The 14,111-nt window shown below is 41.8% G+C and carries 11 protein-coding genes; 6 read left to right on the top strand and 5 right to left on the bottom strand.

Going from position 1 to position 14,111, the window contains the following annotated elements; all coding sequences use genetic code 11:
• Positions 1–31: 31 nt before the first annotated feature.
• Complete coding sequence (locus ACCB35_RS07485) at positions 32–901, top strand: fumarylacetoacetate hydrolase family protein (protein ID WP_374056394.1); 870 nt, start codon at positions 32–34, stop codon at positions 899–901.
• Positions 902–973: 72 nt separating this feature from the next.
• Entirely contained in the window at positions 974–1,345 is a 372-nt protein-coding gene (locus ACCB35_RS07490) for a YisL family protein (protein ID WP_044337728.1), read from the top strand.
• Between the two features lie 78 nt (positions 1,346–1,423).
• Here ACCB35_RS07490 and ACCB35_RS07495 read toward each other — a convergent pair whose 3' ends face one another.
• On the bottom strand, positions 1,424–1,987 hold the full coding sequence (locus tag ACCB35_RS07495) for a DUF2777 family protein (protein WP_044337727.1): 564 nt from the start codon (positions 1,985–1,987) through the stop codon (positions 1,424–1,426).
• Positions 1,988–2,135: 148 nt separating this feature from the next.
• Between ACCB35_RS07495 and asnB the strand changes: the two genes are divergently transcribed.
• The 4 genes from asnB to ACCB35_RS07515 all read left to right on the top strand — a co-directional run bounded on the left by asnB (position 2,136) and on the right by ACCB35_RS07515 (position 8,308).
• Entirely contained in the window at positions 2,136–3,992 is a 1,857-nt protein-coding gene (gene asnB, locus ACCB35_RS07500) for an asparagine synthase (glutamine-hydrolyzing) (protein WP_374056395.1), read from the top strand.
• A 491-nt stretch (positions 3,993–4,483) separates the two neighbouring features.
• Complete coding sequence (locus ACCB35_RS07505) at positions 4,484–6,007, top strand: phytoene desaturase family protein (RefSeq protein ID WP_374056396.1); 1,524 nt, start codon at positions 4,484–4,486, stop codon at positions 6,005–6,007.
• The gene (locus ACCB35_RS07510; protein WP_374056397.1) at positions 6,004–7,506 is read left to right on the top strand and encodes a phytoene desaturase family protein; all 1,503 of its coding nucleotides are present in this window, start codon (positions 6,004–6,006) and stop codon (positions 7,504–7,506) included. Before ACCB35_RS07505 ends, ACCB35_RS07510 begins: the two co-directional genes overlap by 4 nt.
• Positions 7,472–8,308: a phytoene/squalene synthase family protein gene (locus tag ACCB35_RS07515; RefSeq protein WP_374056398.1), complete on the top strand. Its 837-nt coding sequence runs from the start codon at positions 7,472–7,474 to the stop codon at positions 8,306–8,308. Before ACCB35_RS07510 ends, ACCB35_RS07515 begins: the two co-directional genes overlap by 35 nt.
• Before the next feature lie 99 nt (positions 8,309–8,407).
• On the opposite strand, the gene ACCB35_RS07520 is transcribed toward ACCB35_RS07515, so the two are convergent.
• The 4 genes from ACCB35_RS07520 to ACCB35_RS07535 form a co-directional block, all read right to left on the bottom strand.
• Complete coding sequence (locus ACCB35_RS07520) at positions 8,408–9,796, bottom strand: ammonium transporter (protein WP_374056399.1); 1,389 nt, start codon at positions 9,794–9,796, stop codon at positions 8,408–8,410.
• A 55-nt stretch (positions 9,797–9,851) separates the two neighbouring features.
• Positions 9,852–10,193, bottom strand: a complete 342-nt coding sequence (locus ACCB35_RS07525; RefSeq protein ID WP_060670328.1) for a P-II family nitrogen regulator — start codon at positions 10,191–10,193, stop codon at positions 9,852–9,854.
• A gap of 708 nt (positions 10,194–10,901) precedes the next feature.
• Positions 10,902–12,257 carry an MATE family efflux transporter gene (locus tag ACCB35_RS07530; RefSeq protein WP_374056400.1) on the bottom strand — a complete coding sequence of 452 codons (1,356 nt, stop codon included), beginning with the start codon at positions 12,255–12,257 and terminating at the stop codon, positions 10,902–10,904.
• Positions 12,258–12,336: 79 nt separating this feature from the next.
• Complete coding sequence (locus ACCB35_RS07535; protein WP_374056401.1) at positions 12,337–14,097, bottom strand: alpha-glycosidase; 1,761 nt, start codon at positions 14,095–14,097, stop codon at positions 12,337–12,339.
• Between the last annotated feature and the right edge of the window lie 14 nt (positions 14,098–14,111).

A 14,111-nucleotide genomic window follows, 5' to 3' on the forward strand; every position in this document is an offset into this window, starting at 1 on the left:
ATTAATCAAAAACGAAGGGGATGAGTAAGGGATGAAATTTGTCAGTTTTCAGGTTGGGGATAGACAGACGTATGGTGTGGAGCGAGATGGAAGAATTATAGAGTTAGCGGGTTTGCACGGCTTGCCTCAGGATTTGCTTGGTGGAATAGAACAGGGGGAAGGCTTTCTTCAAAAGGTGAAATATGTTCTCCAGGACGATTCGGTTGAAGCCCCCTCTTATTCACATGATGGGATAAAGTGGCTTTCACCGCTTCCGAAAGTGAAGAGGAATATTATGTGTGTGGGGAAAAATTATCGTGATCATGCCATCGAAATGGGCAGCGAACAGGATATCCCAAAAGACATCATGATTTTTACTAAAGCCACCAATACCGTAATCGGACATGGAGAAACGGTGCTGCATCATGGTGAAATGACGGAGCAGCTTGATTATGAAGGGGAGCTTGCTGTAGTGATTGGCAAGAGAGGGAAAGGAATTTCCCCGGAAGACGCCTTGGAGCATGTATTTGGATATACGATACTCAATGATATAACCGCCAGGGATCTGCAGAAAAAGCATGGCCAATTTTTTATCGGTAAGAGCCTTGATACAACATGCCCGATCGGTCCATATCTTTTGACAAAGGATGAAGTAATCGATCCTCAGAATCTAACGATAACTACTAGGGTAAATGATGAAATCCGCCAATCTTCGAACACGCGTGAAATGATTTTCACCATCCCCATCATCATTTCAACGTTATCAATGGGGATGACACTTGAACCTGGTGATATTATTGCTACAGGAACACCTGCGGGAGTAGGGAAAGGCTTCAATCCTCCGCGCTTTCTCAAGAAGGGTGACAAAATGGAGATCGAAATTGAATCCCTCGGAATTTTGACAAATCAGTTACAGGCTTAGTTAAAATTTCTGTTGGAGTAAAGACTATGGTAATATTATGAGCGTAAACTATCTACCTGTAGGAGGTTCATTATGTTTGATAATACACACGCCCATATTACAACTTGGGTCATTGCGATTATTCTTTTCTTTGTAGCGGTTGGATTACATAATGCAGGAAAGAAAAAAGGCATGAAAGTTGTACATATGATTTTACGGTTATTCTACCTGCTCATTATTTTAACGGGCGCCCTATTATTCTGGAAGCATCAAGGAATAAATCCTGCCCTTTATGGCATCAAGGGATTGGTTGGAATCTGGGTCATCGGGATGTTCGAGATGGTCTTGGTTCGCATGAATAAAGGCAAGAGCACTAAGATGTTCTGGATTCAATTGATCATCGCTTTAATCATTGTTCTTTATTTGGGATTACGTTTGCCTCTGGGCTTGAATTTTCTTGGATAGAGAGGTAATAGAAAAAAAGCAAATGCCTGCCGGTATCCGGCAGGCATTTGCTTTTTTCTATTTGGGTTTATGAATGGATTAAATATTAAAACTTTCAATTACGATTCGTCTACCCGTGCTTAAAGTGAATTCAAAGCGGTCACGCTTTTTTTTGTAATAAGTGAAGTGATGCTGAACGGCACACACTTCTACCCCGTTATCGAAGGTGATGAAGTTCACCCCTTCTTTGATTTTTTGATTTCCGAGAAAAACAAGGTGGTTGTGGCAAAAGATACTATCATAAATAGAATACCCCAGATTGTTTAAGGCTGTTGTAAACTGATGAAAAGCATCATCAGAAATCTCTTCCAATAAATTCTCCAACGAATACAATATAGTCTTCTTTATTTGAATTCGATCGCCATTCTCGATTCTTAACCGCTCATAAGGCGTAACGATAATGCCATCTTCCAACAGAACACCTGTAAGCCAGTCTCCATCTCTATATACTTTCAATTCATGATTGAGGTAAAATTCGAGCTCTGACTCTTCCTCGGCATCGATTTCGAAAAAGTACCACGTATCCTCTTCGAAAAGAGCAGTGCCCTCGGAGTAGGACCTTTTTTGGGATTTTAAAATGTTTGATCGAAATATGTTGCTCAAGTGAATATCCCTCCTTAACTACATTTCTTGTCATAATTATCATATTTCATTCATGTAAAGATTGATTGAGACAATTAACCATTTCAAGCTACGGGCATAGAATAATTTATGTGTCCGTGAGCCCAGTTTGTTTGATTAGAAAGTGAGGATGATCACTATGTGCGGAATTACAGGTTGGATCCATTATAAACGAGATTTGTCGGATCAAAAAGAAGTAGTAGAAAAAATGGCTGAAACCCTTTCTAAAAGAGGACCTGATGAAACGAATGTATGGATTGATCAACATGTTGCCTTTGGTCATAAACGATTAATTGTAGTAGATCCGGCAGGTGGAAGACAGCCCATGAGCATTCAGCATAATGACCACTTTTTTACCATCTGCTACAATGGAGAACTTTACAATACTGAGGATTTAAGAAAGATACTTATTTCTAAGGGGTACACATTTAAAGGCCATTCTGATACGGAGGTCCTGTTGACGTCTTATATTGAGTGGCGAGAGGAATGTGTCCATCATTTGAATGGAATATTCGCTTTTGCGGTATGGGATAGCGAAAAGGAGCACGTATTTATAGGCAGGGACCGAATGGGCGTTAAGCCTTTATTTTATTTTGAAAAGGAAGAAGGAATCCTTTTCGGTTCGGAAATTAAAGCATTATTGGCTCATCCTGATGTTTTGCCTCAGGTGGACCATCAAGGGTTAGCGGAAGTGTTGGGACTCGGACCATCCCGTACGCCAGGGAATGGTGTATTTAAAGGAGTGAAGGAACTCCGGCCGGCTCATGCTTTACTATTCTCTACAAAGGGCTTGAAAATATGGAGATACTGGAATGTGAAGAGTGAGAAGCATACAGATTCTTTTATTGAAACAGTTGCGAAAGTTCGCTTTCTCGTAACCGACGCCATCAAAAGACAGCTTGTTTCCGATGTGCCCCTTTGTACTTTCTTATCCGGCGGACTTGATTCCAGTGCCATTACAGCGGTGGCAGCGAATTGCTATAAAGAAGAGGGTAAAGGAAGTCTTCATACGTACTCCATCGACTATGAGGAAAATGATCAATACTTTAAGGCAAACGATTTTCAGCCGAACTCCGATGCACCTTGGATTGAAAAGATGACTTCTGAATTTAAAACAGTCCACCATCGCAGTGTCATTAGTCAACAACAATTAAAGGACTATCTCACTGAGGCGGTTCATGTAAGAGATTTACCGGGAATGGCTGATGTTGACTCATCCCTCTTATGGTTCTGCCGGGAAATTAAACAGGACTTCACGGTTGGTTTATCAGGAGAATGTGCGGATGAAATATTCGGGGGATACCCTTGGTTTCACCGTCCTGAAGATTTTGACCGAAGAGGATTTCCATGGATGCGGTCCACGGCTGAGCGTCAAGGCCTTCTGAAGGAAGAATGGAGTAAGAAATTAAATCTTGAAGAATATGTGCTGGAGCAATATGATAGCACGGTAGCGGAAACCCCATTATTAGAAGGGGAAAATGAAGTTGAATCGAAAAGAAGACAATTATTCTACCTGAATTTAATTTGGTTCATGACGACATTGTTAGATCGCAAGGACCGCATGAGTATGGGGGCAAGCTTGGAGGTCCGGGTGCCATTTGCTGATCATAGACTTGTAGAATACGTCTGGAACATCCCATGGGAGATGAAAATGCACGAAGGAAGAGAAAAGGGGATTCTGCGAAAGGCTCTCGAGGGAGTACTCCCACACGAAGTCCTTTATCGCAAGAAGAGTCCGTACCCGAAAACACATCACCCTGTATACACGAAACTGGTCAGTGACTGGTTGAATGAAATACTTGAAGACAAATCAAGTGTTCTATATGAATTGTTCGATGAAGAAAAACTGAAAGAAATCGTTGCCACAGGCGGATCTGCCTTTCAGGTTCCATGGTACGGCCAACTCATGACCGGTCCCCAACTACTTGCCCACCTGGCACAGATCCATGTTTGGTTTAAAGATTATAATGTTGAGATTGTGGAATAATAGCTATTTGAAAAGGTGAGCTTCTTTTAAAGGGCTTGCCTTTTTGGTTTGGATTAGAACGATAAGATAGATGTGATAGGGGAGGTTACTAAAAAGCTAATGTCGGGTTTCATTTGATAACGGCTGAATTATCTTGAAAAACAGCATGGATTTTAATAAAACCTATAAGAATTAAGAGACAGGTACAAACATAGATTTAAGTATTAATGATTTGAAAAGGAGGCATAGTAAAAGGAGGGTACCTTTTATATGTCTCCTTGTTGTGTTTTCAAATAGTGAGCTATCCATGTTCACACAGCGGATATAAGCTGAGCTGAATGCTTAAGGTACGCGATCATTATATAAGAGACAAGCCCAATTATATTGGGGTGATGAAATTTTTTTTGAAAATGAGAGCTTAAACTTTGTTTCTAGTAAAAAAGAATTGTATACTATATTTGTATAAGTATTGTATAATAAATGTACAAATAAAAACATTGGAGGCTGTAACGATGGCCAAAAAAATGATCGTCATAGGCGCTGGTCCAGGTGGCTTGGCAGCGGCAATGCTGCTAGCCGGCAAGGGATACGATGTAGAAGTGTATGAGAAGCAAACATTCGTTGGCGGACGAAACGGTTCTGTCACCATGGATGGGTATACGTTCGATATTGGTCCAACGTTCTTGAGCATGCCTGAAATTGCTGAAGAATTATTCGAGGCAGCAGGAAGAGATCTTCACGATTATCTGGATTTAAAAGAGCTCTCCATGATGTATGAACTTATTTTTAAAGATAAAAGGGTGCAAATGTTTAAAGACCCGGAGAAACTATCCCGGGAAATCGAGCGTCATTATCCTGGCAATGCAGAGGGGTATACACGCTTTATGAATGATACTCGTAAAAAAATGGAACGTTTAAAGCCGATTCTACAAAGTCCCATGGATCGGTATTATCAATATATCAGCTGGAAGGTTTTGAGAGCACTTCCCCAATTATCATTAGGGAAATCACTGTATAGTGTGTTAAGTGATTATTTCACCGATCATGAATTGAGGTTGGCTTTTACCTTCCAATCAAAATATTTAGGGATGTCACCGTGGGAGTGTCCGGGAGCATTCTCGATTTTATCTTTCATGGAACATGAATATGGCATTTTTCATCCGATAGGCGGGTTGAATCAGCTTTCTGAAGCCATGGCCAAAGTAGTAACGGAGCATGGCGGTTCCATCCATTTGGGCCGGGGGGTCAAGAAATTGTGGATTGAAGATCGTAATGTAGTGAAGGGAATCATTACAGAAGATGGAGAGAAGGTTTCCGCAGATGAAGTCATCATCAATGGAGATTTTGCTCATGTGATGAGTAACCTTGTGGAAGATGGGGTTCTCAAGAAATACAGTAAAGAAAAACTGAAGAAGAAGAAGTATTCTTGCTCCACCTTCATGATTTATCTTGGAATCGATAAACAGTATGATCTTCCTCATCACAGCATCCTGTTTGCAGAGGACTATAAGAGAAATGTGGAGGAAATAACGGAGACATTCACACTTCCTGAAGATCCCTCCATTTATATTCAAAATGCTTCTGTGACAGATAAGACGCTTGCTCCTCCAGGACATTCCACTTTATATATCCTTGCTCCCGTTCCAAATAATGTAAGCGGAATCGATTGGACAGAGAATGAAAAAACGTTCCGGAACCTTGTTCTGGATGTGGTTGAAAGCAAAACAGGCTTAAAGGACATTCGGGAACATATTCAAGTCGAAAAAATCATCTCGCCTCATCACTGGGAAACGGACTTCAATATATACGAAGGTGCTACCTTCAATCTTGGTCACCAATTAACCCAGATGATGGCCCTCAGACCTCACAACAAATTTGAAGAACTTGAAAACTGCTGGCTGGTCGGTGGAGGAACTCATCCGGGAAGCGGATTGCCTACGATATTAGAATCAGCCCGTATTACAACGAATATGCTGATGAACGAAGATCCGTCCTACTCATTCCGAAAAGATCAAGCAATGGGGGAAGCCTTATGAAGACGGCAGTTGTTGGATCGGGTATCGGCGGATTGATATCGGGACTGTTACTTTCGAAAGAGGGCCATGAGGTGACGGTGTATGAAAAAGAGTCCATCATCGGTGGGCGCCTTGCCTTTGTTCAGGAAGGTGAGTACAAAATTGATAAAGGACCGACCATCGTGCTTCTGCCTGAAATGCTACTTTCCATTCTTTCAGAAGCAGATATAAATACAGACGCAATTGAATTTGTTCGTTGTGACCCTTTGTATAATGTTCATTTTGCAGATGGGCAGACATATACCAAGTATGCTGATATAGATAAGCAATATGAAGAAATAAAACAAAAGTTTCCTGGAGATGAAGACGGATTCCTGCAATTTATGGATGATATGGATGAACGGTTTACAATCGGAAAGCCTCAGTTTCTTGAATCCTCTTTTCTAAAAACAAAAGACTATATGAACAGGCAAACCCTGGGTTCGCTGCTTAAGTTAAAAGCATACAGGAACGTGATGGGAAACTTAAAGCATTATTTTCATCATGAAAAACTACAAACCGCTTACGGGCTTCAAACCTTATACATCGGCGGGAATCCCTATACGACTCCTGCGATTTATAGTTTAGTATCCTTCAGTGAGCATAAACATGGTATTTATTATATAAAAGGTGGTTATGCCTCTCTTTTGGAGCATGTACTAGAGGCATGTGAACGAAATGGTGTCATCATCAAGACCTCCTCAGCTGTCACAGAAATAGAGACTACAGGAGAAAAAGCGACTCATATCGTCTACGGAAACCGTAGAGAAGAAATAGATGCAGTGATCATCAATGGAGATTTTCCTACGGCATCAAAATTAGTAAAGAAGAAGTCCCCTAAACCATACAAACCTTCGTCTGGTTGCGTCCTGTTGTATATGGGCGTGGAGGGGAAGTTTGATGAAAAGGAAATGCATCAATTTTATCTAAATGAACATTTCTCTAAAAATATGGAGGATATTTTCAAGAATAAGAGAATTCCTAAAGAACCTTCATTTTACGTATTTAACCCGTCGAAGGTTGATTCATCCCTTGCTCCTTTGGGGAACAGTGTCCTATACGTCCTTATTCCTGTTCCGGTTTCCGAGAAATTGGACTGGAAGGAGGCTTCAGAATTTCTTTCCAATTCCGTATTGGATACAATGGAGAAAAGGGGCTTTAAAGAGTTAAGAAAGCGAATGAAGTGGATGAAAGTAAGGACACCTGAAGAAGCAAGACAAGAGGGGCTATATTCAGGAGGAAGCTTCGGTATTGCACCCAGTTTACGTCAATCAGGCCCGTTCAGGCCACAGGTACAACCGTTTGCAGAAAAGAATATCTTTGCTGTGGGAGCATCCATCCATCCGGGTGGGGGAGTACCGATCGTCATGCAGGGGGCGAAACTCGTAGCTGAAACCTTTAAAGAACATTATAAAACCGAGTCGGAAAGGAAGGATGTGGCCTTACATGAACAAGATCTTGGAAGCGTACGATCATTGTGAGATTATCATTAAACTTCACTCAAAGACGTTTTACAGAGCATTCTCCCTGTTACCGAAGGACCAAAAAAAAGCAGTATGGGCTGTATATGCATTTTGTCGAAAAGTAGATGATATCGTGGATGAGGGCATCTGCCCTTCTGAAGAATTGCTTCAATTCGAAAGAGAATTCGAATCATTTCTTAGGGGATATTATAACGAAGAAGAGCCTATGTGGATAGCCTTGAACGATGTGTTTAAACATTTCAATATGGATATCGGAGCTTTTCGGGATATGATTAAAGGTCAACGGATGGATTTGAACGAGAGAGTTTACGTGACGATGGATGATGTACTGGACTATTCTTATCACGTAGCGAGCACTGTAGGGTTAATGCTGCTGCCTATCCTTGCTCCCGGGAAAGAACATCAATTGAGAGAAGATGGGATTTACTTAGGGTATGCCATGCAGCTTACCAATATATTAAGAGATATTGGTGAGGATCTGGAAAGAGGAAGATTATATATCCCGCAGGATTTATTAGTTAAATATGAATATACCGTAACAGAATTAATGGATTATCGAAATAATGATGCTTTTCGGTCAATATGGGAAGAAATGGCCCGGGTTGCAGAAGATTATTATGATAAAGCATTCCGTACAATGAATCTTTATCCTGTGTATTCAAGGACACCGGTGAAAGGTGCTGCATTATTGTATCGGGCCATCCTGAGTGAAGTTAGAAAAAATCACTATAATGTTTTTTCCAAGAAGCATTTTGTGTCAAAAGATGTAAAAGAAAAAATCATTTCAACGATATCGTAAATAAGCCCGTCTGGAAGCTTTAGCTGGAAGCCTTCCAGACGGGCTTATTTTTTTTGGCGGCAAAAAAAAGAAAGCCGCTCTAAAGCAGCTCCCGATTGATTAAATCGTGTTTCGTTGATTCATGTTTTCACTTACTTTACCTGTTCCGATCGAATTTAATCGGTCGACCAGGTCAGACCCAAAAGGAGAAGTGGAAGAAACGTTCGATTCTAATACAGTATCCTTTAGTTCATATGCGTTCGATCCATGCTCTGTAAAGTCCAGTCCTGAAAGTTCTTCTTCACGTGAAACCCGGATACTTGATACTCTCGTGACGATGAACAGGAAACCGCCGACTGTAACGGAAGTCCAGGAAATAACCGCTAGAACGCCGAGGGCCTGAGTGGCTACTAAAGAAACGCCACCACCATATAACAAACCGTTTGAAACATCAAACAATCCAACTGCTACAGTACCCCAGATCCCACAAATACCATGGACGGCAATGGCTCCAACAGGATCATCGACTTTAAGCTTTGAATCGATGAACGTTACTGCTTCAACCAGGATCACTCCTGCAATAAGCCCGATAAAGAGAGAACCGACAAGTGAAACATTGGCACAACCTGCGGTGATTCCAACAAGTCCTCCCAGTGCTCCGTTTAAGGTCAGGGAAGGATCGATGCGTTTATATCTAACCAAAGTGTAGAAAGCGGATGAAAGGATGGCAGCTGATGCTGAGAACAAAGTTGTTGTAATGACATGAGGCACAAGTGTCGGATCAGCCGCTAAGCTGCTGCCTCCATTGAATCCAAACCAGCCGAACCAAAGGATGAATACGCCAAGGGCACCGATCGGGATATTATGACCAGGAATAACATTCACTTTCCCTTTATTGTATTTGCCGATACGTGCCCCAAGGAAAAGCACCGTAATGAAGGCCCCGACAGCACCAGTTAAATGAACGACTGTAGATCCGGCAAAATCGACGAAACCAAGCTCTGAAAGCCATCCGCCACCCCAAATCCAATGTCCGACAATCGGATAAATGATTCCGGTCATGGCAATGGTCAATAGAATATAACTTTTAAGCTTCATTCGTTCAGCTACTGCACCTGAAATGATCGTTGCACATGTAGCGGCAAATACGGATTGGAATAGGAAGAAGCCGATGTCTTCACGCCCTGAAAGGAAAAAACCGTCAGATCCAATGATGCCTCCGGATGTTCCTCCAAACATAAACCCAAATCCTACAATAAAAAACAGGACAGAAGCAATGGCTACAGTTAGGAAGTTTTTCATCAGGATATTAAGGGAGTTCTTGGCTCGGGTAAATCCAGTCTCCACCATGGCGAATCCAGCGTGCATGAAGAACACAAGGATTGCAGCAATCATGACCCAAAGGGAGTCAACAGATGCTTGAACAGATTCTGCGGTAGGGGCCGCAGTAAAAGCAGTAGTGCTCACAAACAATGACAAAAGCAACAGAGCAGAAATTTTTTTAATCAATGGTATCCCTCCAAAATTGGTTTGGTAAAGCGTTAGTGGTTATGAATGAAATGATCTACAAAACGGCTTTTTTTCCTCGTTCACCTGTACGGATGCGAATGACATCCTCAACCGGATAGATGAAAATCTTACCGTCTCCTACGGTATCAGTACTGCAATGTTCAACAATGAGATCAATAATGTCTTCAACCTGACCATCGTCGACAATCATTTCCACCTTTACACGGGGGACTAACTGTAGTTCAAATTTATTCCCTCTGAAAATCCCTTGCTTTCCTTTTTGTTTTCCACAGCCGGCTGCTTCCGATACCGTCAGTCCGCTGAATCCACGAAGGCATAACGCTTCCCGCAGGGACAAGAATGCTTCTGCACGAATAATCGCTTCTACTTTTTTCATTGTGGTTCCTCCTTTGTTTTTTTTGTTTCCTTCTAAAAAAAATCATTTCTTAGATGTAAGGTTTTATGACATGAATAAGTTATATTATTTATCATATTCAGAAAATAACAAAAGTTCAAGTGTTAATTTGTAATGAAAGCGTTTTTATGTAAAAAAACTTAACATGAGTTGGTGGATGCGTTTTCATTTGGAGTGAAAAGGGGGGAGGGGGGGCAAAACTAAAAAACCACGACATAAAAACGAACGATTTCAGCGTAGGTTCTTCATGCCGCTAATGATTTCCGTGCAAGACTACGCTTTCCGCGGGTAGCTCGTGAGCCTCTTCGGCAAGCCTGCGGGTAGAAAAGCGGAAGGGCTTCGCTCAGAGGCGGTTGGCATAAGGCGGAGCGACCTTGAAGGCGTTCTTTGCCTTCATGGACGATCAGACTTATGACATTTGCCTCTAAGCCCTATAGCTGGACAAGTCTCACATAAGCTACTTTTCCCGCAGGAGTCTTCGTCTTGCATTCCAATCAACCGCTGGGAAGAGCTGAAATCAAATGTACCGTAAATAAATAAAAAACCCGAACAAATCTCCCTAAAGCAGATTTGTTTGGGTTTTACTTAGACTAAAACACTTTTGTCCCATCCTTTTTATAAAAAGAGGGAGGGTAGCAGCGGTCATATGGACTTGCGCCAAGGTTCGCAACCACTTGAAGGTCCGTCCCTCTATACTGCGCTTTTATCACTTTGGACAAATCGTTTGTGGATCCATATTTTGGATCGCCAGCGTTTGAGCATGATAATGCCTCGGAGCCATTCATCGGCAATGAAGGATATCCAGATCCCGATAAGTCCGAGCCCGAACCAGATGCCGAGTATATAGGAGAGCGTAACGCTTACTCCCCACATTGATAAGATCCCCATATAGACAGGGAAGCGTACATCACCTGTTGCTCTCAGGGCATTAATGACGACTAAATTGAAACTTCTGCCTGGTTCGAGAATGATGGTCAGGTAGATCAATGTTTTACCAAGAGAAATGATTTCTTCGTTGTTTGTGAATATTCGCAGCAGCGGCTCTGCTGCGATAGAGAAAATTCCGGCCATAATAAGAGAAATGAAGATAGCAATCTTTAAACTTTTCAAACACCGCTCATAGGCACTGTCGAATTGTTTCGCTCCGATCATATGACCAATGATAATTTGAGTTCCCTGACTGATCGCTACGCTGAATAAAAAGATAAACATCATCAGGTTTTGTGCATACACCTTGGTGGTCAATGCGTTCGTCCCGATACTTGCTATGAAATACGTAATGACCATTTGTGAGCCATTATAAGATAAATGTTCTCCTGCAGAGGGAATCCCGATGCGCAATAAATTTTTCACATGCGAAATGGGTAAACGAAAAAGTCTCTTGATTGGAAGAGCATTGGGGATTCGTTTTGTGATTACGATGATGCTCACTATGAATCCGATCAGTCTGGAAGCGATCGTGGAAATCGCTACCCCTTCCACCCCTAAAACAGGAAAGCCAAATGGACCAAAGATAAATAAATAGTTCCCGATCACATTGATGATATTCATTCCGATCGTAATGTACATGGCGTCTTTTGTGTAGCCATAGCTCCTCATGATGGAACCTGCAGTCATGATCAAGGCCTGGATGAAGGCGAATCCTCCGACGATTTTTAAATAAGAAGAGGCTTCATTCATCAGTGATCGTGGAAGATCCATCGATAGCAGAATCGGTTCACTGAAAAATACAAGGACGATACTAAGGAAGAGGCCGAATCCTAAATTAACGGCAATGGAAACGATGGACACTTCTCCAGCCAATCGATTCTCCTGGGCTCCCAGATGCTGAGCAACAAGAATGGCGGTACCTGTAGCGACAAATCCAAACATGACAATAATGAGAGAAAGGATTTGATTGGAAACCCCGACGGCTGCAACAGAGTCATCTGAGTACTGACTTAGCATTAACGTATCGGCATTTCCCATCAGCATATGAAGAAAGATTTCAATGAAAATCGGCCAAGTCAAGGCAAAGAGGGTCATGTTTTTTTGATTCTTGGGCATAGATTTTCTCCTTATGATTTAAATAGATAAGGGGACTAACCGTTAAGGTGTAGTCCCACTTTTTACGAACAAAGCTTTATTAAAATTTCAATATTGCAAATCCATACCCCTCGAGTGCCACTTCGATGGACTCTGCTTCAGCGGCAAATTCTTCTCCACTCCACAGATTTGTGATTTTCTCTCCTTTTAATTCAAATGGAAGAGTGTAGGTGGTCGATTCATCACTGCAGTTTAATAGAACAAATATTGTTTCCTCTCCGTTTGATTTGGTGAAGGAAAGGCAATGCTCATGAAGGTCCCCGGGTAAAAATGTCAGATTCCCTTCGTTGCTTAACAGTGGATACTGCTTGCGAAGGGCGATATGTTTCTGTATATGCCCGAAGAGCTCTTCATTATGTTGTTCTTGTTCCCATGGGAAGCACTTACGGCACCCTGGATCCTGTTCACCGGTCAGGCCGATTTCATCACCATAATAAATACAAGGTGTACCTGTGAAAGTGAGCATGAACGTGTAGATTTGTTTAGCACGTCGGATATCTTCGGCGCACTCTGTTAATACACGCGGTGTATCGTGACTTCCGACAAGGTTGAAATTCACTTCGTTTACGTTCTTTGGATACATATGAACAACCGAAGTCATGTTTTCTACAAATCGAGAAGCAGAAATTGTTTGATGAGCGAACAGATTCAATAAATTTGTCGTGAAAGGATAGTTCATGACAGCATCGAATTGATCCCCCCGCAACCAAGGCATTGAATCGTGCCAAATTTCTCCTAAGATATATAAATCAGGCTTTATACTTTTCACTTCTTTGCGGAATTCACGCCAGAAGTGGTGATCGACTTCATTTGCAACATCCAGTCGCCATCCATCGATATCAAATTCCTTAATCCAGTAACGGCCAACCTCCAATAGATAATTGCGCACCTCTTCATTTTCAGTATTTAACTTCGGCATGGAAGCTTCGAATGCAAAGGTATCATAATTAGGCGGCAAAATGTCTATATCCAAAGGAAATTCATTTACATGAAACCACTCTTTGTAAGGAGAGTCCTCACCGTTTTCAAGTACATCCTGAAACTGGTCGAAGTAGAAGCCGCTGTGATTGAAGACGGCATCCAGCATGACTCTAATTTCATTTTCATGACAAACCTTAATTAATTCCTTCAATGTTTCTTTTGTCCCGAACTGTGGGTCTATTTCGAAATAATCAATCGTGTCGTATTTATGATTAGAATGAGCTTTAAAAATTGGAGTGAAATAGATCCCGGAGATCCCAAGCTCTTTTAGATAAGGGATGTTCTCGATCACACCTTCTAGATCCCCTCCGAAGAAATTGGTTGGAGAGGGCTCAGCGCTATTCCAAGCCAGTGTTCCTTCAGGATCATTCTCAGTATTCCCATTTGCGAATCGCTCAGGGAAGATTTGATACCATACTGTATCCTTCACCCAAGCCGGTGCTTGAAAGACATCGATGGTATTCAAGAACGGGAAGCAGAAGTAATCCCCGATATCAGTAGAAGGGGTCCCATTAAATCCTTTTTCTCCATAAAACACTTCTTCTGTTTCGTCATGCAGAAGGAAGCCGTAACGAAGGCGTCTGTAAGGAGGGGAGATGGGAGCAAACCAATAATCAAAAAGCTGATCTGTTCCGGTTAAAATCATCTCCTTACGATCATATAGCCATTTTCCATCCTCCCATCGATAAGGGTCTCCGTGCAGGAGTGTGACATTTTCTACATCATTCTTCTTCGTACGAATCCGTATGTGTAATTCATTCTTTGTGCAAGCGTATGCATAATTATCTTTCGGTCTATGATAGATGGCTTCCAATAGCATCGTATATCCTCCTC

Source organism: Rossellomorea sp. FM04394, from assembly GCF_041889765.1.
In the GTDB taxonomy this organism is placed as follows: domain Bacteria; phylum Bacillota; class Bacilli; order Bacillales; family Bacillaceae_B; genus Rossellomorea; species Rossellomorea aquimaris_B.